The sequence below is a fragment of the Ruegeria profundi genome, from assembly GCF_001507545.1.
GTDB classification, from domain to species: domain Bacteria; phylum Pseudomonadota; class Alphaproteobacteria; order Rhodobacterales; family Rhodobacteraceae; genus Ruegeria; species Ruegeria profundi.
The window spans coordinates 477,186-503,597 of the sequence record NZ_LQBP01000001.1; the positions used below are offsets into that span (position 1 = coordinate 477,186).

At 56.1% G+C, this 26,412-nt stretch carries 32 protein-coding genes; 16 read left to right on the top strand and 16 right to left on the bottom strand.

From position 1 onward, the window contains the following. Positions 1-105: 105 nt before the first annotated feature. The 4 genes from AVO44_RS02340 to fabD form a co-directional block, all read right to left on the bottom strand. Positions 106-339 (bottom strand): acyl carrier protein, encoded by a 234-nt coding sequence (locus AVO44_RS02340; protein ID WP_008756330.1) that lies wholly within the window; start codon positions 337-339, stop codon positions 106-108. Positions 340-358: 19 nt separating this feature from the next. Beyond that, complete coding sequence (locus AVO44_RS21675; protein WP_267885743.1) at positions 359-481, bottom strand: hypothetical protein; 123 nt, start codon at positions 479-481, stop codon at positions 359-361. A 66-nt stretch (positions 482-547) separates the two neighbouring features. Next, on the bottom strand, positions 548-1,285 hold the full coding sequence (gene fabG / locus AVO44_RS02345; protein ID WP_068331959.1) for a 3-oxoacyl-[acyl-carrier-protein] reductase: 738 nt from the start codon (positions 1,283-1,285) through the stop codon (positions 548-550). 39 nt (positions 1,286-1,324) lie between these two features. Next, positions 1,325-2,263: an ACP S-malonyltransferase gene (fabD, locus tag AVO44_RS02350; protein WP_068332652.1), complete on the bottom strand. Its 939-nt coding sequence runs from the start codon at positions 2,261-2,263 to the stop codon at positions 1,325-1,327. 170 nt (positions 2,264-2,433) lie between these two features. Between fabD and AVO44_RS02355 the strand changes: the two genes are divergently transcribed. Further along, positions 2,434-3,660, top strand: coding sequence for a cytochrome b/b6 domain-containing protein (locus tag AVO44_RS02355; protein ID WP_068331962.1), 1,227 nt, complete (start codon positions 2,434-2,436; stop codon positions 3,658-3,660). 57 nt (positions 3,661-3,717) lie between these two features. Here the strand turns inward: AVO44_RS02355 and AVO44_RS02360 are convergent, their stop codons facing one another. Together AVO44_RS02360 and AVO44_RS02365 are read right to left on the bottom strand one after the other, a co-directional pair. Continuing rightward, positions 3,718-4,302 carry a YceI family protein gene (locus AVO44_RS02360; RefSeq protein WP_068331965.1) on the bottom strand — a complete coding sequence of 195 codons (585 nt, stop codon included), beginning with the start codon at positions 4,300-4,302 and terminating at the stop codon, positions 3,718-3,720. Between the two features lie 127 nt (positions 4,303-4,429). Continuing rightward, positions 4,430-4,948 (bottom strand): hypothetical protein, encoded by a 519-nt coding sequence (locus tag AVO44_RS02365; RefSeq protein ID WP_068331967.1) that lies wholly within the window; start codon positions 4,946-4,948, stop codon positions 4,430-4,432. A gap of 285 nt (positions 4,949-5,233) precedes the next feature. Between AVO44_RS02365 and rpsF the strand changes: the two genes are divergently transcribed. From rpsF to AVO44_RS02395, 6 genes are all read left to right on the top strand, one after another. Next, complete coding sequence (gene rpsF / locus AVO44_RS02370) at positions 5,234-5,587, top strand: 30S ribosomal protein S6 (RefSeq protein ID WP_068332653.1); 354 nt, start codon at positions 5,234-5,236, stop codon at positions 5,585-5,587. 27 nt (positions 5,588-5,614) lie between these two features. Further along, entirely contained in the window at positions 5,615-5,842 is a 228-nt protein-coding gene (gene rpsR / locus AVO44_RS02375) for a 30S ribosomal protein S18 (protein ID WP_005982441.1), read from the top strand. A 12-nt stretch (positions 5,843-5,854) separates the two neighbouring features. Next, on the top strand, positions 5,855-6,478 hold the full coding sequence (gene rplI, locus AVO44_RS02380) for a 50S ribosomal protein L9 (protein ID WP_068331971.1): 624 nt from the start codon (positions 5,855-5,857) through the stop codon (positions 6,476-6,478). Between the two features lie 151 nt (positions 6,479-6,629). After that, positions 6,630-7,112, top strand: coding sequence for a lytic transglycosylase domain-containing protein (locus AVO44_RS02385; RefSeq protein WP_068331974.1), 483 nt, complete (start codon positions 6,630-6,632; stop codon positions 7,110-7,112). A gap of 227 nt (positions 7,113-7,339) precedes the next feature. Next, positions 7,340-8,041: a helix-turn-helix transcriptional regulator gene (locus AVO44_RS02390; protein WP_068331976.1), complete on the top strand. Its 702-nt coding sequence runs from the start codon at positions 7,340-7,342 to the stop codon at positions 8,039-8,041. 97 nt (positions 8,042-8,138) lie between these two features. Further along, on the top strand, positions 8,139-8,987 hold the full coding sequence (locus tag AVO44_RS02395; RefSeq protein WP_068331979.1) for an acyl-homoserine-lactone synthase: 849 nt from the start codon (positions 8,139-8,141) through the stop codon (positions 8,985-8,987). 99 nt (positions 8,988-9,086) lie between these two features. On the opposite strand, the gene tig is transcribed toward AVO44_RS02395, so the two are convergent. The 3 genes from tig to AVO44_RS02410 all read right to left on the bottom strand — a co-directional run bounded on the left by tig (position 9,087) and on the right by AVO44_RS02410 (position 13,602). Beyond that, positions 9,087-10,418 carry a trigger factor gene (gene tig / locus AVO44_RS02400; RefSeq protein ID WP_068332654.1) on the bottom strand — a complete coding sequence of 444 codons (1,332 nt, stop codon included), beginning with the start codon at positions 10,416-10,418 and terminating at the stop codon, positions 9,087-9,089. Between the two features lie 183 nt (positions 10,419-10,601). Beyond that, positions 10,602-11,726: a porin gene (locus tag AVO44_RS02405; protein ID WP_068331982.1), complete on the bottom strand. Its 1,125-nt coding sequence runs from the start codon at positions 11,724-11,726 to the stop codon at positions 10,602-10,604. Positions 11,727-12,021: 295 nt separating this feature from the next. Beyond that, on the bottom strand, positions 12,022-13,602 hold the full coding sequence (locus tag AVO44_RS02410) for a bifunctional ADP-dependent NAD(P)H-hydrate dehydratase/NAD(P)H-hydrate epimerase (RefSeq protein WP_068331986.1): 1,581 nt from the start codon (positions 13,600-13,602) through the stop codon (positions 12,022-12,024). A 171-nt stretch (positions 13,603-13,773) separates the two neighbouring features. Here AVO44_RS02410 and AVO44_RS02415 point away from each other — a divergent pair, with 171 nt between their 5' ends. From AVO44_RS02415 to AVO44_RS02430, 4 genes are all read left to right on the top strand, one after another. After that, on the top strand, positions 13,774-14,112 hold the full coding sequence (locus tag AVO44_RS02415; RefSeq protein WP_068331988.1) for a P-II family nitrogen regulator: 339 nt from the start codon (positions 13,774-13,776) through the stop codon (positions 14,110-14,112). 32 nt (positions 14,113-14,144) lie between these two features. After that, the gene (gene glnA, locus AVO44_RS02420) at positions 14,145-15,551 is read left to right on the top strand and encodes a type I glutamate--ammonia ligase (protein ID WP_068331991.1); all 1,407 of its coding nucleotides are present in this window, start codon (positions 14,145-14,147) and stop codon (positions 15,549-15,551) included. 211 nt (positions 15,552-15,762) lie between these two features. Beyond that, positions 15,763-16,560 carry a lytic murein transglycosylase gene (locus AVO44_RS02425; RefSeq protein ID WP_068331993.1) on the top strand — a complete coding sequence of 266 codons (798 nt, stop codon included), beginning with the start codon at positions 15,763-15,765 and terminating at the stop codon, positions 16,558-16,560. A 199-nt stretch (positions 16,561-16,759) separates the two neighbouring features. After that, positions 16,760-17,671, top strand: a complete 912-nt coding sequence (locus AVO44_RS02430; RefSeq protein ID WP_233421899.1) for a hypothetical protein — start codon at positions 16,760-16,762, stop codon at positions 17,669-17,671. A 35-nt stretch (positions 17,672-17,706) separates the two neighbouring features. Here the strand turns inward: AVO44_RS02430 and AVO44_RS02435 are convergent, their stop codons facing one another. Beyond that, positions 17,707-18,447, bottom strand: a complete 741-nt coding sequence (locus tag AVO44_RS02435) for a heme-dependent oxidative N-demethylase family protein (RefSeq protein ID WP_068331996.1) — start codon at positions 18,445-18,447, stop codon at positions 17,707-17,709. 123 nt (positions 18,448-18,570) lie between these two features. Here AVO44_RS02435 and dddP point away from each other — a divergent pair, with 123 nt between their 5' ends. Beyond that, positions 18,571-19,914, top strand: coding sequence for a dimethylsulfonioproprionate lyase DddP (gene dddP / locus AVO44_RS02440; RefSeq protein ID WP_068331998.1), 1,344 nt, complete (start codon positions 18,571-18,573; stop codon positions 19,912-19,914). Between the two features lie 4 nt (positions 19,915-19,918). Here the strand turns inward: dddP and AVO44_RS02445 are convergent, their stop codons facing one another. Next, complete coding sequence (locus AVO44_RS02445) at positions 19,919-20,110, bottom strand: hypothetical protein (protein WP_068332001.1); 192 nt, start codon at positions 20,108-20,110, stop codon at positions 19,919-19,921. A gap of 231 nt (positions 20,111-20,341) precedes the next feature. Here AVO44_RS02445 and AVO44_RS02450 point away from each other — a divergent pair, with 231 nt between their 5' ends. After that, positions 20,342-21,556: a bifunctional alpha/beta hydrolase/OsmC family protein gene (locus tag AVO44_RS02450; RefSeq protein ID WP_068332004.1), complete on the top strand. Its 1,215-nt coding sequence runs from the start codon at positions 20,342-20,344 to the stop codon at positions 21,554-21,556. Positions 21,557-21,566: 10 nt separating this feature from the next. Here AVO44_RS02450 and AVO44_RS20560 read toward each other — a convergent pair whose 3' ends face one another. The 5 genes from AVO44_RS20560 to AVO44_RS02470 all read right to left on the bottom strand — a co-directional run bounded on the left by AVO44_RS20560 (position 21,567) and on the right by AVO44_RS02470 (position 24,042). Then, positions 21,567-21,917: a hypothetical protein gene (locus tag AVO44_RS20560; RefSeq protein WP_082677362.1), complete on the bottom strand. Its 351-nt coding sequence runs from the start codon at positions 21,915-21,917 to the stop codon at positions 21,567-21,569. Between the two features lie 11 nt (positions 21,918-21,928). Next, positions 21,929-22,489 (bottom strand): hypothetical protein, encoded by a 561-nt coding sequence (locus tag AVO44_RS02455; RefSeq protein WP_068332007.1) that lies wholly within the window; start codon positions 22,487-22,489, stop codon positions 21,929-21,931. A 137-nt stretch (positions 22,490-22,626) separates the two neighbouring features. Beyond that, a complete protein-coding gene (locus tag AVO44_RS02460) occupies positions 22,627-23,214 on the bottom strand; it encodes a biotin transporter BioY (RefSeq protein WP_068332657.1) in 588 nt (195 codons plus the stop codon). A 76-nt stretch (positions 23,215-23,290) separates the two neighbouring features. Next, positions 23,291-23,713 (bottom strand): DUF6314 family protein, encoded by a 423-nt coding sequence (locus tag AVO44_RS02465; RefSeq protein ID WP_068332010.1) that lies wholly within the window; start codon positions 23,711-23,713, stop codon positions 23,291-23,293. After that, entirely contained in the window at positions 23,710-24,042 is a 333-nt protein-coding gene (locus tag AVO44_RS02470) for a hypothetical protein (protein ID WP_068332013.1), read from the bottom strand. The genes AVO44_RS02465 and AVO44_RS02470 overlap by 4 nt, the downstream gene beginning before the upstream one ends. An 88-nt stretch (positions 24,043-24,130) precedes the next feature. Between AVO44_RS02470 and purB the strand changes: the two genes are divergently transcribed. The 3 genes from purB to AVO44_RS02485 all read left to right on the top strand — a co-directional run bounded on the left by purB (position 24,131) and on the right by AVO44_RS02485 (position 26,356). Beyond that, positions 24,131-25,435 carry an adenylosuccinate lyase gene (purB, locus tag AVO44_RS02475; protein ID WP_068332016.1) on the top strand — a complete coding sequence of 435 codons (1,305 nt, stop codon included), beginning with the start codon at positions 24,131-24,133 and terminating at the stop codon, positions 25,433-25,435. Positions 25,436-25,557: 122 nt separating this feature from the next. Then, entirely contained in the window at positions 25,558-25,710 is a 153-nt protein-coding gene (locus AVO44_RS21775; RefSeq protein WP_157769920.1) for a chitin-binding domain-containing protein, read from the top strand. Between the two features lie 103 nt (positions 25,711-25,813). After that, positions 25,814-26,356: a tetratricopeptide repeat protein gene (locus AVO44_RS02485; protein ID WP_068332023.1), complete on the top strand. Its 543-nt coding sequence runs from the start codon at positions 25,814-25,816 to the stop codon at positions 26,354-26,356. Positions 26,357-26,412: the final 56 nt, after the last annotated feature.

Consider the following 26,412-nt stretch of genomic DNA (forward strand, 5'->3'; position numbering starts at 1 on the left):
AACAGTGCTTAGCGAATTGGCACCTAGCAAGGATGAATTTGGGCAAACACAAAAAAACGGCGCCTCCGTTGCCCGGAAACGCCGTTTTTTATCTGTTCGAAGCGCTTAAGAAGCTTCCGAGATGAATTTTACGGCGTCGCCGAAAGTCTGGATTGTCTCGGCTGCGTCATCCGGAATCTCGATGCCAAACTCTTCTTCGAAAGCCATAACCAGCTCAACTGTGTCCAAGCTGTCTGCGCCCAGATCGTCGATGAACGAAGCGTTCTCTGCTACTTTGTCTTCTTCAACACCCAGGTGCTCAACAACGATCTTTTTAACGCGATCTGCGACGTCGCTCATGTCTATTCCTCATTCCATTTCAGGGCGTATTGCCCGGTTCAGCCCTTGCCCGCTCAGGCTGGCTTTGATGTGCCCGGTCCGGGCGGTTGGGTCCCGGAAGACCGGGAAAGTAGAAGGCCGACCAATCGGTCGACCTCTGCATGTATGCGCCGCCTATAGCACAGACAACGCCCAAGGCAAACGCTTTCGCGCCCGGCCTTGTTGGCGCTCACAACATGGCCATACCACCATTCACATGCAAGGTTGTTCCTGTGACATAGCCCGCCTCGGGGCTGGCAAGGTACAGAACTGCTGCAGCAATTTCCGCTGGTTCGCCCATACGTCCGGCGGGAACCTGGCCCAGGATGCCGGATTTTTGATCGTCGGTCAGCTTATCTGTCATCGCAGTTGTGATGAAGCCGGGGGCGACTGCGTTGGCCGTGATTCCGCGGCTTGCGACCTCATAAGCCAGCGATTTTGTCATGCCGACCATACCCGCCTTGGACGCGGCATAGTTTGCCTGCCCGGGGTTGCCAGTTGCGCCAACAACGGACGAGATATTGATGATCCGGCCCCAGCGCGCCTTCATCATGCCGCGTAAAACGCCTTTGCACAGCTTGGCGGTGGCTGTCAGGTTCACGTCAATCACGCTCTGCCATTCGTCGTCCGACATGCGCATGAACAGGTTGTCCCGCGTAATGCCTGCATTGTTGACCAGAATGTCGACTGATCCCATCGCATCCGCCGCCTGCTTTGGCAGCGCTGCAACGGCTTCGGCATCTCCCAGATTACAAGGCAGTACATGCGCACGTTCACCCAGCTCGTCGGCCAGTGCTTGCAGCGGCTCAACCCGAGTGCCGGACAGCCCGACAGTGGCCCCCGCGTCATGCAGCGCGCGCGCGATGTCGCCCCCAATTCCACCCGAAGCGCCAGTGATCAGCGCGTTCTTACCTGTCAAATCAAACATTCGGTTTCCCTCTTGGTGCGTCCTTCGGGACGTTTATTCTTACGACTCGGCCTCAAGGACCTTTTGCACATCTTCCGGTGTACCAACGGCTTTGCCCGCGATGTCGCGGTCAATCTTTCGGATCATACCGGACAGGGCTTTGCCTGCGCCGATCTCCCATGTCTCGGTCACGCCTTGTGCCGCCATGTATTGCACGCTTTCACGCCAGCGAACCGAGCCGGTGACCTGTTCGACAAGTAATTGGCGAATCAGATCAGGGTCGGCAACCGCCTCGGCGCACACATTAGCAACCAGCGGCACAGACGGCGCCTTGATTGAGACCGATGCCAAAGCTTCGGCCATCACGTCGGCAGCAGGCTGCATCAGCGCACAGTGAAACGGCGCGCTAACTGGCAGCATCACAGCGCGTTTCGCACCTTTTTCCTTGGCGATCTCAGCGGCGCGTTCTACTGCGGCCTTGGAACCAGATACCACGACCTGTGTCGGATCGTTGTCGTTCGCGGCCTGACAAACCTCGCCCTGTGCGGCCTCTTCGGCCACGGATCGCACAGCATCCAAATCCAAACCGAGTATAGCGGCCATCGCACCTTCACCCACTGGCACCGCGCTTTGCATGGCTTGACCACGTGTGCGCAAAAGGCGCGCCGTATCTGCAACGGACAACGCACCAGCAGCGGCCAAAGCAGAATATTCACCAAGCGAGTGACCCGCGACAAAAGCCGCATCCGTGACCGCAACGCCCTCGGCCTCAAGTGCGCGCATCGCCGCCATCGACGTGGCCATCAATGCGGGTTGCGCGTTTTGCGTCAGCGTAAGGTCCGCGATATCACCGTCCCAGATCAGGTCGCTCAGTTTTTCACCCAGCGCCTCGTCAACCTCATCAAAAACAGCCCGAGCAGCCGGATAGGCCTCGGCCAGAGCTTTGCCCATCCCGATGGTTTGGGCGCCCTGCCCGGGAAAAACGAATGCGCGTGTCATTGCGACCTCTTGGATGACGTTAGGTTGTCGCGGGGTGTAAACCGACTGCGGGCGCGGCACAAGCATTGCCTGACTTCTGCATCATGGCACCTTGACTGTGCGCATCACGCTATTGAGTCCTGTTCCCATGGCCTTAGGTTTAGGCCAGCCACACCAGTCCGGAGCCCCTGATGCCCTCGACAAACTCTTTCTCTGCATATGGCAGCGTGACCAAAACGTTCCACTGGCTGACCGCCCTGCTAATCTTTGCCGCCCTGCCGCTGGGCTGGATCGCCAATGACATGGCCTACGCAATCCGCGACCCTTCGGTCCCAACAACTGAGGAAGACATTGCACGGGCTGCGCAACTGTTTTCCCTGCACAAAACGGTTGGTGTCACAGTGTTTTTCGTCGCCCTTGCCCGTATCCTCTGGGCCGTGACGCAAACGAAGCCCGGATTGCTGAACGCCGATAACAAGCCCGAGGCCTTCGCGGCCGAGACCGTGCACTGGATGCTCTACGCCTCTTTGGTTTTGGTGCCTCTGACGGGCTGGGTGCACCACGCCGCGGCCGAGGGGTACGCCCCAATCCTGTGGCCGTTTGGGCAAACCCTGCCGTTTGTCCCCAAGTCGCCCTATGTCGCCGAGGTTACGGCCAACCTGCACTGGCTGTTCATCTGGGTTTTGGCCGGATCGTTGGCGCTGCACATCGCAGGAGCCCTCAAACATCACGTGATCGATAAGGACAGCACCCTGCGTCGCATGTTGCCCGGTCGGTCGGATGCGCCCAAGCCGCCTGCGCAACACCACTCGATCGCGCCGGTGTTTACGGCTTTGACGGTCTGGGGCGCGGTTTTGGTTGGCGGCTGGTCCATCGGTGTATTCTCGGACCACTCTGCCGCTGCAAGCGACACGGCTCAACTGACCGAAGTGCAATCTGATTGGCAGGTGCAAAATGGAAACCTGGCGATCACCATCACCCAACTGGGCAGCCCGGTAACCGGCAGTTTCGCTGACTGGACCGCCGCAATTACCTTTGAAGACCCGGCTGCACCGGGGTTAGCTGGCAACGTGGATGTCACGGTCTCTATCACATCGCTGAGCCTGGGGACGGTCACAGACCAAGCTATGGGCGCAGATTTCTTTGACAGCGCGCAGTTTCCCACCGCCCAATTCAAAGCCGACCTTTATAAAACGGATACCGGATACGAGGCGCGTGGTCCGCTGACAATACGTGACAAGTCCGTAGACGTCGTACTTCCTTTTGCGCTGGATTTGCAGGACAACACCGCCACCATGTCTGGTGAGCTGGAATTGAACCGGATGGATTTTGATGTCGGCACGTCGCAACCGACCGAGGGGTCTCTGGGTTTCGATGTGTTGGTGTCAGTCAACCTGACAGCGCAGCGCGGGACATAAGAAAACCGCCGGGGCAGACCCCCGGCGGTTTCGTCCAACAAATTCGGTCAGACGTACTCAGCCTTCTGGAGTTTCGGCCTTCTGGGCTTCGACAGAAATCCGAACTTCGACTTCGTCGCTAACAAAAGGTGCGAATTGGCCAAGGTCGAATTCGCTGCGCACCAGTGTCGTAGTCGCATCGAAACCTGCCCAAGGCTTGTTTGCCATCGGATGGTCTGCTGCTTGGTTCAGCTTAGCGTCCAGAACGACGGATTTTGTAACGCCGTTCATGGTCAGATCACCGGTGATGTTGGCGGTGTCCTCGCCAGTGACCTCGATGTCGGTCGAGGTAAACGTGATCATATCACCCTCAGACGCGCCAAAGAAATCCTCGGTCATGAAGTGATCTTCGCGCGGTTTCCAACCGGTGATCATCTCAAGCACGGGTATCGAAACGGTGACGCTGGATGCCGCCGGATCTTCTTGATTGAACATGATCTCGCCCTCAAAGCCCGAGAACATGCCATACGTGGTCGAAAACCCAAGGTGGTCATAACTGAAGACGACCTGACTGTGGCTGGGGTCCAGAACGTATTTTTCAGCGCTGGCAAGTGCAGTTGTCGCTGAAACAGCGAGTGCGGCGGCTAGTAGGGTGGGTTTCATAATTCACTCCGCGATTGTGTGGATGCAATCCAAAGGGGTTGCTTAGAAACTTAAATGTGCTGCCCGAAGCCAGCACATCAAGTCGTATCCATTCACAATAGCTGTTCCTATATGAACAGAATAAACTTCACGCGAAGATTGTTACACTTCCACTCAACTGTCCTTTTAGCGCATGGCTGACATCCGCCGATTGCAGCGGCAGTTTCATCAGCAGACTGCCGTCGACGTCATAAAGCTCAACTTGGTCTTCGACAAAGCGCGCGCCGCCCAGCGTGTCATAGCTGCGGCGAAGGACGGTTTGCGGGCGACCGTTTTCATTCTTTTGCAACACGCGAACCTCGCGGCGGATCGGATCAAAATACGCATCGGGACGCGCATCCAGCAGTTGAATTGTCATCAGGCTGACCCCGACCAGCAGGAACATCAATGACGCAGCCAGCTTGATGGGCCACACCTCGGCCGCCATGACCGAACCAGCCACCAGCCACATCGAAAAGGCCATGACGATCAAAATGGCACCCACAATGCGGGCCAGAACCATCCTGACTTTCCAATTTGGCGCGAAAGCGATCAGAACTGGTACCGATTTCTCATAGTTCGCGGAACTCGCGGACTCCTGGAGTGTATTCGTATTCATCGCGGTCATATCTCTCACCCTGTTTCTCAGGTTGCCGTCTTGGGTCCGGTGTGTCCGGATATTCCCCGGTATGAAAAACAACTTTGAGCCGAAAAGCGTCAGGAATTGGGCAGTGCAAAGGAATTAGCACGGCTTCACCAAGGCATCTAAGGCGGGGCTTGCCCCCCACGCTTAAACGTGTATACGAGGCCATCCTTCGCTAAACACATGAATCGCGCAGCCTCTCGTGGCAGGGTCGCGAAGGTGAAAATGGCCCCGCCTATGAAATGCGCCTTGATAGAAACAGGAGTGCACATGCCACTTTATGAGCATGTAATGATCGCGCGTCAGGACCTGTCCAACGCGCAGGCAGAAAGCCTTGTCGAACATTTCGGCACCGTTCTGGCGGACAACGGCGGTAACGTCGTCGAAAGCGAGTACTGGGGCGTCAAGACGATGGCTTACAAGATCAACAAAAACCGCAAGGGCCACTATGCCTTCCTTAAAACCGATGCCCCTTCGGGTGCGGTTCAGGAAATGGAACGCCTGATGCGCCTGCATGACGACGTTATGCGCGTTCTGACCATCAAGGTCGACGAGCATGCCGAGGGCCCCTCGGTCCAGATGCAGAAGCGCGATGAGCGCGAAGGCCGCCGCGAGCGCCGCTGATCAACGCCTGACGAAAGGACATAAACCATGGCCGCAAAACCATTTTTCCGCCGCCGCAAGGTCTGCCCGTTCTCGGGCGACAACGCGCCGAAGATCGACTATAAAGACACCCGTCTGCTGCAGCGCTACATCTCTGAGCGCGGCAAGATCGTACCTTCCCGCATCACCGCCGTTTCGGCAAAAAAGCAGCGTGAACTGGCCCGTGCTATCAAGCGCGCCCGCTTCCTCGCCCTGCTGCCCTACGCCGTGAAGTAAGGAGAGACTGACATGCAAGTTATCCTTCTGGAACGCGTTGCGAAACTGGGTCAGATGGGCGACGTCGTTGACGTCAAGCCCGGCTTTGCCCGCAACTTCCTGCTGCCACAAGGCAAAGCGCTGAGCGCATCGGACGCCAACATCGCGTCGTTCGAAGCCCAGAAAGCGCAGCTTGAGGCCCGCAACCTGGAAACCAAGAAAGAAGCTGAAGCACTGGCTGAAAAGCTGAACGGTCAGCAGTTCATCGTGATTCGCTCGGCGTCGGATGCCGGTGCCCTGTACGGCTCGGTCACCCCGCGTGACGCCGCAGACGCCGCAACCGAAGCTGGTTTCACTGTCGACAAGAAACAGATCGTTTTGATCGCACCGATCAAAGAACTGGGTCTGCACTCGCTGGCAGTCAAACTGCACCCCGAGGTCGAAGTCGAGATCAAGATGAACGTCGCTCGTTCGCAAGAAGAGGCTGAGCTTCAGGCTTCGGGCAAGTCAATCCAGGAACTGGCAGCCGAAGAAGAGGCAGCCGCAGAATTCGAGATCGCCGAACTGTTCGACGATATTGGGTCCGCGGCTTCGGAAGACGAAGAGCTCGTCGCATCCGAAGAAGCCCCGGCTGACGAAGGCGAAGCCAAAGCCTAAGCGGGCTTAATCGAATTTTGAAAGGCCGCATGTTTCATGCGGCCTTTTTTCTTGCACATGCATAACGAGCAAAATTTAGCCCATTTCTTTATCTAAGCTTGCGACCATCCGACCAATCCATATCATCCCCAAGCGTTCATTGGAGATCAAAATGTCAAAACGTACCCGTCGCTTTTGCATGGCTTTATTGCTAATGATCCCCCTCGCCGCCTGCGGTGGCGGCGAAGTTTCAAAGGCAGAGAAAAGTACTTTTGCCCCCCCGCTTCATCCGAATGAAACACCAGAACTTCGGGCCTCAATCAATAAATGGGCGGATCACTACGAACTGCCGCGCGAACTTGTCCACAAACTGGCGATCCGTGAAAGCACCCACCGTCCTTGGGCCGTGAACAAGCCGTATTACGGGCTGTTGCAAATTCTTCCTGCAACTGCGCGTTCGATGGGGTATTCGGGAAACGCTCAGGGGCTATTGGATGCAGATACCAATCTTAAGTTCGCCGGAAAATACCTGCGCGGCGCTTGGATGTTGTCCGACGGCGATCAAAAAAGGGCGATTTATCTCTACGCCAAGGGGTACTATCCGGAAGCCAAGGCGCGCGGAATGCTAGTCGAAACCGGATTGCGAACCGAGTAGAAGCCGACACACCAAGCGCCGAACCAAAAACAATCCGACGCGACCATGACATGTAGTCTTGTGAAAATGGCGTCTTTTTGCATATTTTACTCGCCACAACTGCGCATTGTGCGTGTGGGATACAAACTATTCGCTTGCGTTTAATACCTTGCTTGACGCAACGTAGTTGGAACTAAGAACAACAAGGCGCCCTAGGGGATGAAGGGCGCCAAGTAAAGGTTGGACAGGTGAAACTCATAGACTTGGCCGCAATAGACCACAACGATAAGTCGGCCGCCGACATCATTAATGCTGTCTGTGACGAACTTGGTTTTGACTATGCCTCTTACGCAACCATGAATCCGGTCAAAGGGGATATACAAGGCTATGCCAACTATCCGGACGAATGGAAAATCCACTACGGGAGCCACGGCTTTCACCACTTTGACCCGACCCTTTACAAGTCAGCGCTCAGCATTGCGCCAGTAGATTGGGCCAGATTCGAGAAGGATAACAAGTTTAATACCGTGTTCCGGGATGCGCACGACTTTGGCATTACATCCCGCGGTTTGACTGTTCCTGTTCGGGGTCCCTACGGGGAATGCGGGTTGCTGAATGTCACTCGTGACTGTTCGGATGAGGAATGGGAAAAGCTGAAGAGGCACGTAATGGGCGATCTTCAGCTGGCCGCCGTGCAAGCCCATGACACTGTCATGCAGTCCGGCCTGTTGGCCAAAGCATTGTATCTGCCGGCCCTCTCCACGCGCGAAAAAGAGATCCTGCAGTGGGTTGCCGAAGGTAAATCTCAGCAGGACATCGGCGATATTTTGTCCATTTCCCACCGAACCGTCGAAGTTCACATGCGGTCAGGTCGTGAAAAGCTCGGCGCGTTAACCACGCCTCAAGCCATCGGGCGAGCAATTGGTCTAGGTCTAATCGCGCCCGGGTAGGCGAAAAATCCGAAAAATACGGGATACCCCCAATAGTCTATGGTTACTGTTTGGTTAACCTTAACCCCACGGTAACCAGACTGTAGGGGGATGGAAAATGATCATCGTAATTGATGGTATTAACCAACATATGTTTAGTGATGTCCTGGACGAAATGTTCAAACTTCGAGCGCGCGTGTTCGGGGATCGTTTAGGATGGGAAGTCAACATCGTGGACGGGCGCGAGCGTGATATGTTCGACGACCTAAATCCGGCGCATGTCGTCAGCATCGACGACGAAGGGGAAGTCGTCGGATGTATGCGCCTGTTGCAGACCACGGGTCCACACATGCTTGCGGACGTCTTCAATTCGATCCTTGATGGCGAACCACCGGTACGCAGCTCACAGGTTTGGGAAGCAACCCGGTTCTGTGTCGACACTAAGCGCCTGGGGCGTGGGCGCGGCAAGAACTCGGTGTCTTATGTGACAAGCGAAGTCATGATCGGTTCGTTCGAATATGCAAAAGCCGCCGGTGTTCTGGACTCGATCGCCGTGATTGATCCCGTGATGAACCGGGTTCTGCAACGTTCGGGCAATGCGCCGTATGACTATCTTGGCACGGCCAAGCCAATGGGCAAGGTGGTTGCAATGGCGGCTTTGATGGATTGCTCGGATGAACGGATTTCCGGAATTCGGAAATATGCCGGCATCGAGCATGATGTCTTCCTGACCGACGAACAGGCGCTAGAGCGCTTTGAACTCCGCAAGGCCAGAAAACCCGCCAATATAGATCATCAACCGCTGACCGAGCTTGAAAGATACTTCGTCGAACAGATGCACGCAGCAAAGACACAAGACGAAGTCAACGACGTATTGAGGTTGATTGAATCCCTTTCGGACCGCTTCACGCCAGAGCAAAAGACAGCTCTGCTAAATACCCCCCGTGCTTTTGTTCATGAGGCCTGACCCCCTCACCTCATAAGTTCAAAAGCCACCCACCGGAGCCGTCTAACTTCAGACGGCTCCGACTTTTTTTTGACTGCGCGGAACGCAGGTGAAAGAGGATTATTCCTCTTCCAGTGCCTCAACGGCTTTTTGCAGATCGTCCTTGTTGACCTCTTTGTCAGAAACCTGGGCCAGTTCGAACACGTAGTCGATAACTTTGTCTTCGAAGATCGGTGCGCGCAGCTGTTGCTGCATCTGCGCATTCTGCTGCACGAATTCAAAGAACTGACGCTCCTGACCGGGGTACTGACGCGCCTGGTTCATGATCGCCTGGGTCATCTCGGCATCAGAAACTTCAACCTCGGCTTTCTGGCCCAGTTCGGCCAAAAGCAAGCCCAGACGCACGCGGCGTTCCGCCAGTTTGTTGTGCTCGTCCGTCGGCTCAATCTCACCGTGGTCGTGCCCTTCCACATCGGGGTTTTCCTCGTGGAACAACTGATGTGCGATCTGCTTCGCTTCGGCTTCGACCAGCGACGGCGGCAGGTCAAACGAGACCAGTTCATCCAGCGCGTCCAGCAGGGCACGCTTCATCACGGCGCGCGACGCACCTGCGTATTCCGCCTCCAGACGCTCGGCAATCTGAGTTTTCAGAGCAGCCAGATCTTCGGCACCAAATTTTGTTGCCAGTTCATCATTAATCTCAGCGGCGACGGGCTCTTTCACCTCTTTGACGGTGCAGGTGAACACCGCGTCTTTGCCTGCCAGATGTTCCGCACCGTATTCTTCGGGGAAGGTGACGTTGACGTCCTTTTCTTCTTCGGCCTTCACGCCAACCAGTTGTTCTTCAAAGCCCGGAATGAAGCTGTTGGAGCCCAGAACCAGCGGATAGTCTTCAGCCGAACCGCCTTCGAACTCTTCGCCGTCCACTTTGCCAACAAAATCGATCACCACCTGATCGCCGTCTTTCGCCTTGGACCCTTTACGGCGGGCTTTGAAATCCTGCGCGGTTTCGGCTAGGCTTTTCAGCGCTTCTTCGATGGCGGCATCGTCGGCTTTGACGACCAGCTTTTCCAGCTCGACTGACTTCAGATCAACTTCCGGAATCTCGGGCAGCGCCTCATAGGACATCTCAACGTGAACGTCGTCGCCTTCTTTCCAGTCTTCATTGGTCATCTTGACCTGCGGTTGCAGCGCAGGACGATCGCCGCTGTCCTCGAAGTGTTTGTTCATGGCACCATCGATGCTTTCCTGCATTGCCTCGCCCAGCAGGCGTTGACCAAACTGCTTTTTCAGCAACGCCATCGGCACCTTGCCTTTGCGGAAACCCTTCATCTCGACTTCGGGCTGTGCTTCAACCAGTTTCTCGTTGACTTTGTCATCCAGCTCAGATGCGGAAACGACAATATTGTAGCCGCGTTTCAGACCTTCGTTCAGCGTCTCGGTAACCTGCATTATGGTAGTCCCCATAGGATTCGGGGCGCGCAAAACGGCGCGCCGGGCAAATTTGACGCCTTCTATTTGTCCAGCCCCGCGCGTGCAAGGGGCAAAGCCCGGATCAGCCTTGTTTTGGCATCGATTTGAACAAAAAAACGCCCCGTAATTCAGCGAGGCGCTTTTTCTCATTGGGTAGGCTTGTCAGAATTGCCAGAGCGCGCCCAGAACCCAGGCTTCGTTCCTATCGAAATCAACCGTGTCGTCGAAATCATGGTTCCGATACTTCAGGTATGCATCCGTGTTAATGCTATCGATCCGTTGAACCACGGCAATGCCCCAGGACTTGGTGCTTGACCCTTCGCTGTCGAAATCCGACCCGTCAAAATAGTCGATGCCTATTCCTGTTTTCCCCCAGGGTATCCAGTCGCCTTCATAGGCCAGCTTGGTGTACCAATAGTCCGGATCGCTAGCACCCTCGGCTGAGTCGTCTCGCGTGCCAAGAGCGGCCGTAAAACTCAGCCCATTGGGCAGCAGCACCGAACCAGACGCGATCGTGTCTTTGCGCTCACCGGAACTGTCGTCGAAATCACGCACCGCGTATGCCACGCTTGCGGCAAATTCCACGCCGTTCGCAAACGTGTTGCCGTAAGAAATCGCGATGTCGTAGTAGTCGTCGTCATCGCTGCTGGACAGGATGTTTTGTCCGTAAGCGATCGAGGCAGAAAAGCCATTGAGATCAGGCGTGTCATAACGGATACGCCCGCGCCGGGCCCCATCAAAGTTATCGGCTGAGTCCCCGACGGTGATATCGCTTAGGATACCGTCCGATCCGCGATAGAAAAAAGCGCCATTTTCATCGTTTGTGAAGGAATACAAAGCTGTTCCGACATAAGAAAGATCGGTTTCGGCAGCCCCGTCCGAGGCCATGCTGCCCTGACCGGCGGAAAACTTGCCGTACCCACCTTCAAGTGAGAAATCGACATGCCGGATGTCCTCTCGTGACCACCCTTCCGTGTTGGTTCCATCCTGGTTGGCTGTTGCGGTGCTTGGCAGGCCCAAACCAGTTTCAAAACGAAACATAAACTCGTTACTGCCATAAGGCTGCATCAAGCGCAGACCTACGCGGCTGTTGGACATGTCATTGTCGAGCAGCCGTGTCTCGGTCTCTTCGCCGTCGTCAACGGACACAATCACCGGGTCAAATTGCCCATAAAGCAGAACATAGCCACCACTGTTGTTTTCGTACTTCAGTTCCGCCATTGCCGGTATGGCCGTTGTCGCGGCTAAAATCGCCGCTGTTGAAAGCCATTTAAACTGTTTGGTCATTTCGCTCACCTTTACTATCCCTGCCTTTCACAATCTCCGCGCGCGGTGATCCCGCCACCAGATCGGCAGCCCTCTGCGCGAGCTTGCCAATCCCGCTCACCTGTCCTTCAGAGCGCATAGCTGTTTAAAATTTTTTAAAGAACTACCGCGAATTACACTGTGGACAGAAGCCAAACCCCGTGAAATTTTGCGCCCAGTCATAACGCATAGCAAATGCTCCTTCTTTTTGCTTGGCGACGCTGTCGGCTGAATGCCGCCGAAAACAAAACGGATCAGCCATATCCCGCTTAGACAATCAAAAATTCAAACTCTTTAGAACCAACGGCAGTTGCTCGGGCAAGTCTTCAGCGATCAATCCCGGACCGAATATGCGCGCGCATTCGACATGCAGCCAGGCCGCGACCCCTGCCGCTTGCATCGGGGTCAGTCCTCGCGCAAGCAATCCGGTGACGAAACCCGCCAACACATCCCCGGCCCCAGCCGTTGCCAACCAAGGGGCTGTACGCGCATAGAGCGCCGCATTGATTGCACATTGTCCGTCTGGCGCAGCAATCACAGTATCCGGCCCCTTGAAAAGAATGACACAGCCCGCCCGCATCGCGGCTTCCTGCGTAGCGTCGACCTTGGAAAACGCCGGGCCTTTTTCGGGCATGGCTGTCAATTTCTCGGCAATATCTGGGAACAAACGCGCGAATTCGCCCGCATGCGGGGTAAGAACACAATTCTCATGCAAATTCGTAAAAAGGACCGAGGGGTCATCGGCAAATGGCGTCAATGCATCCGCGTCCAACACTGTTGCACGTTTGGCCTGCAAGGTCGCGGGCACCAAATCACGCGCACGCTCAACCCCCAATCCGGGACCAAGACACACAGCATTCAGCCGCTCGTCCTGCAACACTTCCGACAGGTGATCCGCGCCCTCAACCCGTTTTAACATGATGGCGGTCACCTGCGAAGCAACCTCCATCTGGGCCGCTGGTGGCACACCCAGTGTCACCAGCCCCGCACCGATACGGAGCGCCCCGCGCGCCGCCAGCCGGGCCGCACCGGTTTTGCCTGCACCACCGCTCAGGATCAGCGCGTGCCCGTACGAGTACTTGTGGGTCTGAGTTGTTTTGCCGACCGACTGCGGAACGCCCTGCGCAAGCTCCACTATTGGCCCTTCGGCCCTTTCATTCCAAATCTCATCCAGCCCGATCGGCTTTACAAGCAGTCGGCCCGACTTTTCGGCACCGCAATTGAGGTAATGGCCCCGCTTGGCGCTATGAAACGCGACTGTCAGATCAGCCCCCGAGTAGGTGCCGAGTGACTTGCCGCTATCCGCACACAGGCCCGAGGGCGTGTCGATTGCAACAACCCTGACCGCTTTTCGCAAGATCAATGCGTCAAGTGACTGCAACACCTGTGCCAGCACTCCCTCAATGCGCCGCACCAAACCGGTTCCAAAAATCGCGTCAATGATCAAGTCCGGTTCTGCAATACCGCCAAGCGCATCTTTTGCTGTCAGATCGCCGACAGGCCCCAACTGCCTCCATTTCTCGTAATTCACGCGCGCGTCCGGTGGCAGCTTGTCTGGGTCACCGAATAAGAAAACCTTAACCGTCCATCCCTGCGCCTTCAGCAGACGCGCCACAACTAACCCGTCACCCCCGTTGTTACCCGGTCCGCACAAAACGACAGCGCCAAAAGAGCCCTTTGCCTTTTGCCCCGACGCGTTACTGACCCCGATCTTGCCCAGCTCTGGCCATTCCTCGAGAATCGCATCGACAACGCCCTGCCCTGCGCACTCCATCAGTTGCAGCCCCGTCACAGCACCCGAGTCAATCGCGGCCCCTTCGATTGCTTTCATCTGCCCGGCTGTCAGTAGTCTTGTCATTCCAAACCCCCCAAAGCGATTCCATTGTGACTATTTTTTGTGCAAGGCGACCAATATTTCACCTGCCGCCTAATTTCCAAGCACATGGACACGACCATTTTCGCAATCAGATTGCCGACCGATCATAGACGTGATCAGTCCCATTCTGACAAGTGCGAGAGGGAGCCCGGGATGAAGAAGATCGAAGCGATCATCAAACCGTTCAAGCTGGACGAAGTGAAAGAGGCATTGCAGGACGTCGGGGTCCAGGGCCTGAGCGTGATCGAGGTCAAAGGGTTTGGTCGTCAAAAAGGCCACACCGAGCTTTATCGCGGCGCGGAATACGTTGTCGATTTTTTGCCAAAGGTAAAAGTCGAAGTCGTTCTAGACGATGATCAGGTCGACGCCGCCATCGAAGCCATCGTTTCTGCTGCGAAAACCGACAAGATCGGCGACGGCAAGATTTTCGTTACACCCGTTGAGCAAGCCATTCGCATTCGTACCGGCGAAACCGGTTCCGAAGCCCTGTAATCGAACACACCTAAACCAGAGGAATAGTGAGTATGAGCAAGGACGCAGTTCTTCAGCTGATCAAAGAAGAAGACGCCGAATACGTCGATATCCGCTTTACCGACCCGCGCGGCAAGCTTCAGCACGTCACCATCATGGCCGATCAGGTCGACGAAGACTTTCTGGAAGAAGGCTTTATGTTCGACGGATCGTCCATCGCGGGCTGGAAATCGATCGAAGCATCGGACATGAAACTGATGCCGGACACCGCAAGCGCCTATGTCGATCCGTTTTATGCAGAGAAAACAATCTGCATTCATTGCTCGGTTGTTGAGCCTGACACTGGTGAAGCCTACGAGCGTGACCCGCGCGGAACCGCACAGAAAGCCGAAGCCTACCTGAAGTCGTCTGGTATCGGCGATGCGGCCTTCTTTGGCCCCGAGGCAGAATTCTTCCTGTTCGACGATGTTCGTTTTTCGAATTCTATCAACAAAGTATCCTACGAAGTTGATGCAACCGACGCATCGTGGAACACCGACACCGAATACGAAATGGGCAACATGGGCCACCGTCCGGGCGTGAAAGGCGGGTATTTCCCTGTAAACCCCATCGATGAAAGCCAGGACCTGCGTTCGGAAATGCTGTCGACCATGAAGCGCCTGGGCATGAAGGTCGACAAGCACCACCACGAAGTGGCCTCGTGCCAGCATGAGTTGGGCTTGATCTTTGACAGCCTGACCAAGCAAGCCGATGAACTGCAAAAGTACAAGTATGTCATCCACAATGTCGCGCATGCTTACGGCAAATCGGCCACCTTCATGCCGAAGCCGATTGCCGGTGACAACGGCACTGGCATGCACGTGAACATGTCGATCTGGAAAGACGGCAAGCCGCTGTTTGCGGGCGACAAATACGCCGATCTGTCGGACGAAGCGCTGTGGTTTATTGGTGGTGTCCTCAAGCACGCCAAGACCCTGAACGCCTTCACCAACCCATCCACCAACAGCTACAAACGCCTGATCCCGGGCTTTGAAGCTCCGGTTCTGCGTGCATACTCTGCCCGCAACCGTTCGGGTTGTGTCCGTATTCCGTGGACCGAAAGCCCGAAAGCCAAACGCGTTGAGGCCCGCTTCCCCGATCCGGCCGCAAACCCCTACCTGGCATTTGCTGCCCTGCTGATGGCCGGTCTTGACGGCATCAAGAACAAGATCGATCCGGGCGAAGCGATGGACAAGAACCTGTACGATCTGCCTGCCGAGGAACTGGCCGACATCCCGACCGTTTGCGGCTCGCTGCGTGAGGCTCTGGAAGCTCTGGCAGCCGATCACGACTTCCTGCTGCAGGGCGACGTGTTCACCAAGGACCAGATCGACGGCTACATTGCGCTGAAGATGGAAGAGGTCGAAACCTACGAGCACACACCGCACCCGGTTGAATACGGCATGTACTACAGCTGCTAATTAGGCTTTTGCAGAAAAAATAGGGCGTCCCTTATGGGGCGCCTTTTTTTGTTCAGGCACTTTCATTACAAACCAGAGCCCTCTGGTTTAGGGCGAACCGAAAATAGACACGTTGCACGCAAGAAGCACCCGCCTGCGCATTTTACTTCTGTGTATTAACCAAGGCGGCTATCCTTTACAAAGTTGTCTTTTGAACAAAAGTGAGTGTTTCATGAAACTCTTCCTTGGTTGTACTGCAGCTTTAATCATTTCTGTCGCCTCGACCGGTTTCGCGGCATCCTGTGGGAATACAAGCGCGGGGTTCGAAACCTGGAAGCAAAGCTTCGCGAAACAGGCCAGAAAAGCCGGTGTAAAGAAAAAGGGGCTTCAAGCTCTTGCGCAGACTCAATACGCCAGCCGCACGATCACGGCAGATCGGAACCAGAAAAGCTTTAAATACTCGCTGGACAAATTCATGCAAATCCGCGGCGCAGACACCATCGTTGCACAGGGGCGCAAGCGCAAAGCCCGCAACCCGGACTTTTACGCGGCGCTTGAAAGACAATACGGCGTCCCCAGCGGCGTGCTGATCGCGATCCACGGAATGGAAACGGGGTTCGGAAATTTCATGGGCGACAGCCAGGTTGTCTCTGCGATCACGACGCTGGCCTATGATTGCCGCCGGTCCGAGTTCTTTATTCCCCACGCCATCGGTGCACTGAAACTGATCGATCAAGGCAGCATTACGACCGCAACCAAGGGTGCCAAGCATGGTGAATTGGGGCACACGCAGTTCCTGCCGGGCAATGCTCTGACCTATGGGGTCGATGCGACCGGCGACGGCCGTGTCGATTTCTACAACATGACGGACGCGCTGGCCTCGACCGCCAACTTTCTGCGTCAAAAGGGTTGGAAACCTGGGCGCGGCTATCAGCCTGGCCAACCAAATTTCGCGGTGATTGAACAGTGGAACGCCGCCACCGTTTATCAGCAATCCATCGCGATTATGGCCGCTCGAATCGATGGCTAAGACGCGCCATGAAGCTGGCCCAACTCTTCCCATTGCGGCCACATTTTTGCCACAGACATTAAGTGGTCGCTAAAATGTCTAAGTTTCCAAAGAGTAATCAATCCTAACGATTAGTCATTTTTTTCCATTCTTGCCAAAATCTGCCCCATATCCGTTGGTACCGTAGTTGCTGAAACGGGATGCGACAAAGGAATGCGCGGTGAAACCGAAGCACAGCTATCACGGTGGTCTGCAGTTCAACGGTGAAGCCGAAGGCGCAATCGAGCGTTTTGGAAGAATTGTTGCCGCGACGCTGGAAGACTACGGCCACCTGATTGAACGCAAGTCGGTCCTGAGTTCAACCGAGGCCAGCATCGTATCCAGCCAATACCTCGTGTCCCTGACCCTGGATGTTCAGCAGCCTGCAAAAGAAGACCGGTTCGAGCGCATGGACCGTGCCGCCGGCCTAAAGACGGCGGAAAGACCGACCACAGTCCTTCCGGAAAACCGTTTGACGATCACCATCACGCCTGTGTCCGCGTTGCTGGATGACAGCGAAATCTCTGAACTTATGCTGGTGGTCATCCTGTACCGGATGGTCGATATCTGCGCGACGCAGCGGGTCGAGTGGTTGTCGCCCAACACAGTCTTGACCGTCGAACAATTTATGAGCGCTTTTAATACACTGACCCCCTCGAAACCTCGAAAAAGAAAACAGATCTTTGAGGCAGTGACAGGTCCGTTCGCGGGGCTGGACATTGCGGAAGAAGACTTGGACGAGCCACAAAAAAAGGCGCTGTCACCAGCAGCCCGGCCGATCCAGCTGTCGGATGAGCAATTGCTTAGCATTGCTTTTCGGACAGAACCCATCGAGCAGCCTACTGATGGGAACGAAGACACGCCCCCCCTCAACCACGAGCACCCCAGCGATATCCTGCGACTGACCAGTTGGGGATTAACCGGGGCCGTGGCCAGCGTGTCCGTTCCAATCGCGGTCTCTCTGGCCGCCGTAAACCTGATCAAAGGCGAAGACTTCCGCCTGAACACGCAGGTTCTAGCCTACACCGTCGCTATCTCCGCTATCAGCACAAGCGGGGCAATCGCCGGTGTCGCGAACGCGTTGGGCATGTAGCACTAACCTAAAGACCCTCCTAGGAGGCCCCGCCATCAGGCGGGGTTTTCCATTTTGCGCAGGCGGTCCGCCAGCAGGACATATGTGTGGATCGAAAAGACAACCGCGCGTGTTTGCGGCAAACGCAACAAGGTCTGACGTTCACTGCGCAAAAATCGTGCAGCTTCGGGATCCATGATGTGACGCGGCTCGGTTGCACTGCGGGGTTGGTACAGCTCTGCATCCGCGTACCATAAGGCGTTGAACCGCCACAGCGGTCGCCCTGGCTGTATTCCGTCGAACAGGCGTTGAACCCGACGCGCGATGTTCGCGTCATAGCTGGCGACCGGAATGTGAATATCGACCAACGGGCGCATGAACTTTTCCGACAAGCGCCAACTAGCCGGGAAACACAGGATCGCCCCTGTCAGAACATGTTCATCCCCACGTTTTTGCAGGATGCAGAAATCCTCTTGCACCAAACGACAGAGCGTCTCCAACGGGCGTGTCCGGTCGATTTCGACAATCTGACCATCAGGGCGCGTCGCATGATCCAAGCAGCCCGGATAGGCGTGATGCAAGACCAGGTTCAAAAGCTCTTGCGCTGCAGGTTCCGCGCTGTGGTCAAGCGCCAGAACGTCATCCCGCCGTTCGTCCAACAACGCCGCGCGTCTTTGCATCTGGGCAGAAAACGCATCGTCAAACTGCAACCAGTCATCCATGGCAAGCGGCTGGATACCCGGCAGGGGTCGTGGTGTCAGCGGATCATAAGGAATTGAGGTCTGAAGGATCGTCATCTCCCTGACCTAACATCTGTTTCTGGGCTTGTCGGTCAAAAAGCGACGGCTGAACCGTCGCAAACTTTCAAGACTGTGCGGAAATGACCCCTCAGGCTTCATACTCAGGCAGGGAGGCCCACCATGAACCAGCACTACCGCGATACCCGCAAGATTGACCCTTCAAAAGGCGCGACACTTGGCGACGGCACCCCGAACCAGAATGACCGGATCGAGATTGGCCCGACGCAACTGGCCTTTGCGGAATGGGAGGCCGCCGGCCTGACCCTGCCTAACCTTGCTCAGATGCGCGAATATCGGTGGAAACGCCTGACCAAGGCCATTGTCGATCGCGGCTATGGCGGGCTGCTGATGTTCGATCCGCTCAACATCCGCTACGCCACCGACAGCACCAACATGCAGCTTTGGAACACGCACAACCCTTTCCGCGCCGTTCTTTTGTCTGCCGATGGCTACATGGTGATCTGGGACTACAAGAACTCGCCCTTCCTGTCGAAATTCAACCCGCTGGTGCGTGAACAGCGCTCGGGCGCGGACCTGTTCTACTTTGATCGGGGCGACAAGGTCGATGTTGCGGCTGACGTATTTTCAAACGAAGTCCGCGTGCTGATCGACGAACATGGCGGCGGCAATAAACGTCTGGCCGTGGACAAGATCATGCTGCACGGGTTGCGCGCGCTTGAGGCGCAGGGATTCGAAATCATGGAGGGCGAAGAGGTCACCGAAAAGACCCGTGCGATCAAAGGCCCGGATGAGATTCTGGCCATGCGCTGCGCCAATCATGCCTGTGAAACAGCCGTTGCGGCGATGGAGAACTTCGCACGAGCCAATGTGGGTGACGGTAAGACCTCTGAGGATGATATCTGGGCCGTTCTGCATGCCGAAAACATCCGGCGCGGCGGGGAATGGATCGAAACCCGTCTGCTCGCCTCGGGCCAGAGGACCAATCCTTGGTTTCAGGAATGCGGGCCACGGATCACGCAAAAGAATGAAATCATCGCCTTCGACACCGATCTGATCGGGTCTTACGGCATATGCATCGACATCTCACGCACTTGGTGGATCGGGGACGAGAAACCCCGCCCTGACATGATATATGCCATGCAGCACGCGCATGAGCATATCATGACCAATATGGAAATGCTGAAGCCCGGCGTCATGATCCCCGAACTTACTGAAAACGCGCATAAACTGGACGACAAGTATCAGGCGCAGAAATACGGCTGCCTGATGCATGGGGTTGGCCTGTGTGATGAATGGCCGCTGGTCGCCTACCCGGACAAAGCGGTTGCGGGCTCATACGACTATCCGCTTGAGCCCGGCATGGTTCTATGTGTCGAAGCCGCCGTTGGTGAGGTTGGGGGCGACTTTTCAATCAAGCTGGAAGATCAGGTTTTGATCACCGAGGATGGGTACGAAAATCTTAGCACCTACCCGTTCGATCCACAGCTTATGGGCCTTGCGTAAAAACCTAGTCTGGCCAGGTTGAGCGCCGGACATTGCCATGCCAGTCCTCGGATGGGATGGCAGCTTCGGTGATTGCGGGCGAGTCCGGCTTCCAGTTTTGCCCCAGTGTAAATCCCAGAACGCCGGTCAAGGCGATGACGATCAATAGACCGGGGTGGATTACTGCTTTTTGCGAAGAAGATGCGGTAAGTGCCATGTCTGCCTCCTGGGCTGAGTATCTGATAACCGCAAGATGGGCATTCGCCTAAAATAAACAAAACGAATATTTGATGGGTCACTAATCACTATTCATGATATTTTATACGACCGCCCAGCATCCGGGCTTCGAATGCGTTCCTCACCTTCCCGTGACGCGTCTTACATTGGGGTTGAGCGTCCAGACCGAAGCACACAGTATAAGTGTCAACCCGATACGTAAGGAAGTCTCATGCCCACCGAACGCATTACCTTTGCCGGTCACGACGGCGATCAACTGGCTGCGCGCCTTGATCTGCCAGATGGACCCGTGCTGGCGACCGCATTGTTTGCACATTGTTTTACCTGCTCGAAAGACATTCCTGCCGCCCGCCGCATCGCTGCTCGTCTGGCAGCCATGGGCATTGCCGTCCTTAGGTTTGACTTCACAGGGCTGGGTCATTCGGGCGGTGAGTTTGCGAACACCACCTTCACCTCGAATGTGGAAGACCTTATCTCCGCCTCGCACTATCTGGCGGGGCGGGACATGGCCCCTTCACTGCTTATTGGCCACTCATTGGGCGGTGCTGCTGTTCTGCGCGCGCGCGCTGGTATTCCAAGCGTCAAGGCGGTGGTCACGCTGGGTGCACCCGCTGACCCGGGCCATGTCGCGCATCATTTTGAAGACGCGCTGCCGCAGATCAATCAAGACGGTTCAGCCGTGGTCATGCTGGGGGGGCGTCCGTTCCGCATCGGTAAAGCCTTTGTGGAGGACATCTCGGAATCCGCTTTGACACCGGCAATCTCCGATCTGAAGGCAGCGTTGCTGATCTTGCACGCCCCCAGGGATGAAACGGTTAGCATCGACAATGCCGGCACCATCTTTCAGGCGGCAAAACACCCTAAAAGCTTTGTCACTCTGGACGATGCTGATCATCTGATCACGCGTGCTTCGGATGCTGAGTATGCAGCGGATGTGATCGCGGCATGGGTAAAACGCTATGTTAAACTCTGTCCGCCAGCTCCGCCTCCCGGCGCGCCCGAAGGTGTCGTACGTGTAAGCGAGGTTGACCCAACAGGTTTCCTGCAGGACATCCAGTCCGGCCCAAAGCATCATACCATGGCAGATGAACCTGAAGCCTATGGCGGCACCGACAAAGGGATGTCTCCGTACGGGTTCGTGTCCTCTGGCCTGGGGGCTTGCACCTCAATGACAATTCGCATGTACGCGCGGCGCAAGCAGTGGCCGCTGACTGCTATTTCGGTTGATGTGTGTCACAACAAGGTCCACGCGCAAGATGCCGGTCTGGCCGGAGACGGTAAGATCGACCAGTTCCGCCGCAAGATCCGTCTGGAAGGGCCACTGGATCAGGAACAACGTGCGCGCTTGTTGGAAATCGCTGACAAATGCCCCGTTCACCGGACGCTTGAACAATCAGCCCATATTACCACTGAGTTATTGACCTGATCTTGTTTGATTATCTGCGGGGTCGCGGTGCTGGCCGGTGAATGGGAGGTCTGGCCACGGGTGGTCGGGCCACCGGCGGTCGGGCTGTTGGCGGACTTGGCCGGGCCGGTGGTTTCGCGATCGGCGGCGTCGGTCGTGCCGGTGGTCTGCCTTCGGGCGGGCGCGGTCTTGATGGCCGATCAACGTCGATATCCACGTTAACGTTGCGATAATAGTCATTCCACAGCATCGAGTCATAGAACGGATCATAGCCATACCCGACCCCAACCCCGACCGTGACGCCCTCACAGGCTGACAAGGTGAAACTTGCAACCCCAAGGCCAACGGCAAGAAGCAATCGTTTGATGAATTTGGTAGTCATCGCGCGTCTCCTCACTGCATAGACCGGAACGACGCGAAGACGGCGTTCAAATCGTCAACATAAGCCGGATCGGCACCGTCGCGCAGGATCGCAACAACCACAGCCACACGCCCATTCGGCAGATCGATGACTGTAGCGGTAAAGTTGACCCCCCGCCCTTCACGGGTGCCGGTGCCGCGAATGACGCGTGCGGGCAGCCCTCCGATGCGGGCGTCCGCTGTTCCGGATACAGATGGATTCTTGACCAGAAACTTGTCTATGTCTTCAAGATACTGCAATCCGCCTTGGATCGAAGACACACCCGCCGGCGAAACGAACCCCATCCACACGGTGTCATCTGTTACGGGCCGAATGCCCATGACCCGAGCCACCGCGCGCAGATCGCCCAACTCGGTATCCTCGATTTCGCGCGGACCGCCAGTACGCACAGCCCAAAAGTCCGGCACGGCAAAGCTGAACAACGCCCGCCCCGCGTCGGTATACGTAACCTGAGTGTCTGCCGTCGCAGGTACTGATGCCCAAAAACACAGCGCGACGCAGGCGGCGATGAATGACCTAAATGAAATGCGCATATCTCTATAACCTGATTATTTCTTTGAAATCAGATTGAACGCTGCCCAGTTGCCTTGTCCAGTTTCTCTTGCACAAGACAACAAAAAACCCGCCCCCGAAGCGATCCGGGCGCGGGTTCGAAATGTACGGTCAGAAATCAGGTGCGGGCGTTGCCGACCAGCTTCCACAGGGCCGGAATCAGCAGCGCGGCCAGCGCCAGCTTGATCACATCACCCACAAGGAACGGTGTCAGACCCCACGCCAGGATCGGCTTGTCCCAACCATAAAGTTGACCCAGCCACAGCAAACCAGGCACGTAGATGACAACATTTGCCAGCACCAGAGCCAGCGCCATTTTACCGACCGATCGATCCCATCCGCGGGCGGCCAAGGCACCCAAAAGAACGGTGGCCAGCACGTATCCGACAAGATAGCCACCTGTACCGCCCATCATGTAGGTCAGCCCGAACTTCTCGGCCGAAGACCCCGCGAATACGTCAAAGCCAAGCGCACCGATCAGCAAGTATCCCAGCATGGTGACCAGACCCAGCCGCGCGCCGTAAGCAGTACCGATGGTCAGAACCGCAAAGGTTCCCATGGTGATCGGAACCGGCCACATCGGCACCTTGATCTTCGCGGCAATTGCCAGCGCCAAGATACCCAGAGCGACCAGTACCACCTGTTTAACCCGCAGCGCAGTACCTTCGCGCGGACCGATGGCCTCGGCCAGTACACTTGTATTCATTTCTGTTTCTCCACGTTTGGACGGAAATTCTGGCACATGAATGCCCATTTCGCCTCCGTACTTCAAGATGATTGCGCTATCTGGGACGGTATTCGGTCGTCATTTCATAGGCCTTTCTTGGCCCCGAGACTGTCCAAGTCACTGACCACATCGGCCAACGCGAGAAATCGTAGACTGCATCATAACTGTCGGGCGGGCAATCGTGGTGATCCGAGGATCGCGCCTGCCCCAGATACAGGGCATGAAAGTACCGTTCATCGTCGAAATGGACGGAAATCCAATCCCCAGCATCCAGCCACAAATACCGCCGCGTACCTTTCATCTCGGCCTGGCCCGGGATACGCAGACAGACCTCTTCATCATAAACCAAACCACCTTTTGTCGGGCCCAGACTCGCCTGACCGTGCGCGTGCACGACCTGCCCCGCCCGAGTATCGTGAATGGTGCGGCTCAGGTCCCAACTGCCTTCGAAATCGAAAAGGCTGCGTGGTAAGGTCATTGGGCAAAGGCTCCGTCGGTGAAGCCCCCAGTGTCATCGACAAATCGGATCGTGTCACCGCTTAGCAGCACGCCGTAACAGGCCCACAAATCCGACGGGGGCCAAAGCGAGCAATACCGATCCCCGCGCACCGCCCAGCGCCCGGAACTGGCGCGGCCCGAGAAGTACTGCGTCAGCATGTTTTCGTCGAATGTCTGCCAAACACCGTCACCATAGTCGAGCTTTTGACCGGTCAGGGCATCCAAAATCTCATCCCCGGTCAGCGCGCGGAAATCTTCCGCCGCTAGAATTCCGGGTAAAAGAGCCAAAATCAGGGCAAACCGTCTCATACTTTCACTCGTGCCTTGTTCCCTAGGGATTGCGGGTTTAAACCGCGCGCCAACGTCTCATGCCAATCACAAAAAGGTCACGCCGCCAATGATTCCACGCTATTCCCGCCCCGATATGGTCGCCATTTGGTCGCCAGAGACCAAGTTTCGCATCTGGTACGAGATCGAGGCGCATGCCTGCGACGCCATGGCCGATCTGGGCGTGATCCCGCGTGAAAATGCCGAAGCTGTCTGGAAAGCCAAAGACGTTGAATTTGACGTCGCCCGCATTGATGAGATCGAGGCCGTCACCAAGCACGACGTCATCGCTTTTCTCACTCACCTTGCCGAGCATGTCGGCAGCGAAGAGGCCCGCTTCGTGCATCAGGGCATGACCAGCTCGGACGTGCTGGACACCTGCTTTAACGTGCAGCTGACGCGTGCCGCCGATATTCTGATCGCGGATTTGGAAGGCTTGCTGGCGGCCCTGAAACGCCGCGCGATCGAACACAAGGACACTATTCGTATCGGGCGCAGCCACGGCATTCACGCGGAACCTACCACCATGGGCCTGACCTTCGCGCGCTTCTATGCTGAGATGGACCGCAACCTGTCCCGTATGCGCGACGCGCGCGCCGAAATCGCCACTGGCGCGATCAGCGGCGCGGTCGGCACTTTCGCCAATATCGACCCACGCGTCGAAGAGCATGTCTGCGACCAGCTGGGTCTGGTGCCCGAGCCGATCAGCACTCAGGTCATCCCGCGCGACCGCCACGCGGCCTTTTTTGCCACGCTGGGCGTCATTGCCAGCAGCATCGAAAACATCGCCATCGAAATCCGCCACATGCAGCGGACCGAGGTGTTGGAGGGGGCCGAGTTCTTCTCGATGGGGCAAAAAGGCTCCTCGGCCATGCCCCACAAGAAAAATCCCGTGCTGACCGAGAACCTGACCGGGCTGGCGCGCATGGTGCGCGCGGCCGTGATCCCGGCGATGGAAAACGTGGCGCTGTGGCACGAGCGTGATATCTCGCATTCCTCGGTTGAACGCATGATTGGCCCAGATGCCACGATCACGCTGGACTTCGCGCTGGCGCGACTGACCGGCGTGGTCGACAAGATGCTGATCTTCCCCGAGAACATGATCGAGAACATGAACAAGTTCCCCGGTCTGGTGATGAGCCAGCGTGTTCTGCTGGCACTGACCCAAGCAGGGGTCAGCCGCGAAGATGCCTATGCCATGGTGCAGCGCAATGCGCTGAAAGTTTGGGAACATCGCACCGATTTCAAAGAGGAACTGCTGGCAGACCCCGACGTGACCGCCGCGCTGAGTACCGAAGAAATCGAAGAGAAATTCGACCTTGGCTATCACACCAAGCATGTCGATACGATCTTCGCGCGTGTATTCGGCGAATAACGCCTGACCAATCAAACGGTTGTCAGAGCCCGGTTCGCAAAACGCGGCCCGGGCTCTGTTTCTTTGCCTGAATAGCAAAAATCAGCTATGGTGTCAGTGTATATCCGAACCGGAGAAACGCTATGATCCGCATCACGATTTGTGCTTTGGCCCTTACGATATCAGCTTCGGCTGCATTGGCCTGCAGCGGCCATTCAAAGCAAACCCAATCCTGCGCACCGGGTACATATTGGGACGCCGAAAGCCAGACCTGCGCGAAACTCGTCAATAGCTGAAGCCATCTGTCCTATTTGTGAAGAAAAGCGAGCAAGTGATCGTTATCTTTTTGTAAGATCGCGCTAAGCTAAAATTTAGCCGCTTTTTGAACGGAGTAGGAAGATGCGCCTTGTATTAGTCTCAGCAATTGCCCTTCAGGCATTTGCCTTTGCACCTGTTGTGCATGCTGCGGGTGGCGACAGCAGTACTGCACCTAAACCAACGAACACCACCAAGAAGTGCCTGTTCGGCCGCGTTTATGACAAGGATGCCGGTCGCTGCGTGAAGCCGGACAAGACGAACTTTACCCAGGATGAATTGTACGACGCTGTGCGGGAACTGGCCTATGACGGTCAACTTGAGAACGCGCAGAACATTCTGCGCATCATGGATCAGAAGGACGACCGCGTTATGACCTATTGGGGTTTCACCTATCGAAAAATGGGCGAGCTTGAGCTGGCGAACGTCTATTACAACAACGCCATCGAAGCCAACCCCGACAATATTCTGGCGCGCAGCTACATGGGTCAGGGGTTTGTCAGCGAAGGCAAAACCGATCTTGCGATCATGCAGTGGCGGGAGATCAAAGCCCGCGGCGGTGAAGGAACATGGGCCGAAACCTCACTGCGTGAGGCGATTCAAACTGGTCTGACATACAGTTACTAGACTTCAGTCTTTCTTTACCCGATTCTCGTTAATCTGCCTGCGGAAAGCAACTTTGA

Coding starts and splice junctions, on each gene's coding strand:
- AVO44_RS02340 (WP_008756330.1), bottom strand. CDS start 339: ATGAGCGACGTCGCAGATCGCGTTAAAAAGATCGTTGTTGAGCACCTG.
- AVO44_RS21675 (WP_267885743.1), bottom strand. CDS start 481: ATGCAGAGGTCGACCGATTGGTCGGCCTTCTACTTTCCCGGTCTTCCG.
- fabG (WP_068331959.1), bottom strand. CDS start 1,285: ATGTTTGATTTGACAGGTAAGAACGCGCTGATCACTGGCGCTTCGGGT.
- fabD (WP_068332652.1), bottom strand. CDS start 2,263: ATGACACGCGCATTCGTTTTTCCCGGGCAGGGCGCCCAAACCATCGGG.
- AVO44_RS02355 (WP_068331962.1), top strand. CDS start 2,434: ATGCCCTCGACAAACTCTTTCTCTGCATATGGCAGCGTGACCAAAACG.
- AVO44_RS02360 (WP_068331965.1), bottom strand. CDS start 4,302: ATGAAACCCACCCTACTAGCCGCCGCACTCGCTGTTTCAGCGACAACT.
- AVO44_RS02365 (WP_068331967.1), bottom strand. CDS start 4,948: ATGACCGCGATGAATACGAATACACTCCAGGAGTCCGCGAGTTCCGCG.
- rpsF (WP_068332653.1), top strand. CDS start 5,234: ATGCCACTTTATGAGCATGTAATGATCGCGCGTCAGGACCTGTCCAAC.
- rpsR (WP_005982441.1), top strand. CDS start 5,615: ATGGCCGCAAAACCATTTTTCCGCCGCCGCAAGGTCTGCCCGTTCTCG.
- rplI (WP_068331971.1), top strand. CDS start 5,855: ATGCAAGTTATCCTTCTGGAACGCGTTGCGAAACTGGGTCAGATGGGC.
- AVO44_RS02385 (WP_068331974.1), top strand. CDS start 6,630: ATGTCAAAACGTACCCGTCGCTTTTGCATGGCTTTATTGCTAATGATC.
- AVO44_RS02395 (WP_068331979.1), top strand. CDS start 8,139: ATGATCATCGTAATTGATGGTATTAACCAACATATGTTTAGTGATGTC.
- tig (WP_068332654.1), bottom strand. CDS start 10,418: ATGCAGGTTACCGAGACGCTGAACGAAGGTCTGAAACGCGGCTACAAT.
- AVO44_RS02405 (WP_068331982.1), bottom strand. CDS start 11,726: ATGACCAAACAGTTTAAATGGCTTTCAACAGCGGCGATTTTAGCCGCG.
- AVO44_RS02410 (WP_068331986.1), bottom strand. CDS start 13,602: ATGACAAGACTACTGACAGCCGGGCAGATGAAAGCAATCGAAGGGGCC.
- AVO44_RS02415 (WP_068331988.1), top strand. CDS start 13,774: ATGAAGAAGATCGAAGCGATCATCAAACCGTTCAAGCTGGACGAAGTG.
- glnA (WP_068331991.1), top strand. CDS start 14,145: ATGAGCAAGGACGCAGTTCTTCAGCTGATCAAAGAAGAAGACGCCGAA.
- AVO44_RS02425 (WP_068331993.1), top strand. CDS start 15,763: ATGAAACTCTTCCTTGGTTGTACTGCAGCTTTAATCATTTCTGTCGCC.
- AVO44_RS02435 (WP_068331996.1), bottom strand. CDS start 18,447: ATGACGATCCTTCAGACCTCAATTCCTTATGATCCGCTGACACCACGA.
- dddP (WP_068331998.1), top strand. CDS start 18,571: ATGAACCAGCACTACCGCGATACCCGCAAGATTGACCCTTCAAAAGGC.
- AVO44_RS02445 (WP_068332001.1), bottom strand. CDS start 20,110: ATGGCACTTACCGCATCTTCTTCGCAAAAAGCAGTAATCCACCCCGGT.
- AVO44_RS02450 (WP_068332004.1), top strand. CDS start 20,342: ATGCCCACCGAACGCATTACCTTTGCCGGTCACGACGGCGATCAACTG.
- AVO44_RS20560 (WP_082677362.1), bottom strand. CDS start 21,917: ATGACTACCAAATTCATCAAACGATTGCTTCTTGCCGTTGGCCTTGGG.
- AVO44_RS02455 (WP_068332007.1), bottom strand. CDS start 22,489: ATGCGCATTTCATTTAGGTCATTCATCGCCGCCTGCGTCGCGCTGTGT.
- AVO44_RS02460 (WP_068332657.1), bottom strand. CDS start 23,214: ATGAATACAAGTGTACTGGCCGAGGCCATCGGTCCGCGCGAAGGTACT.
- AVO44_RS02465 (WP_068332010.1), bottom strand. CDS start 23,713: ATGACCTTACCACGCAGCCTTTTCGATTTCGAAGGCAGTTGGGACCTG.
- AVO44_RS02470 (WP_068332013.1), bottom strand. CDS start 24,042: ATGAGACGGTTTGCCCTGATTTTGGCTCTTTTACCCGGAATTCTAGCG.
- purB (WP_068332016.1), top strand. CDS start 24,131: ATGATTCCACGCTATTCCCGCCCCGATATGGTCGCCATTTGGTCGCCA.
- AVO44_RS21775 (WP_157769920.1), top strand. CDS start 25,558: ATGATCCGCATCACGATTTGTGCTTTGGCCCTTACGATATCAGCTTCG.
- AVO44_RS02485 (WP_068332023.1), top strand. CDS start 25,814: ATGCGCCTTGTATTAGTCTCAGCAATTGCCCTTCAGGCATTTGCCTTT.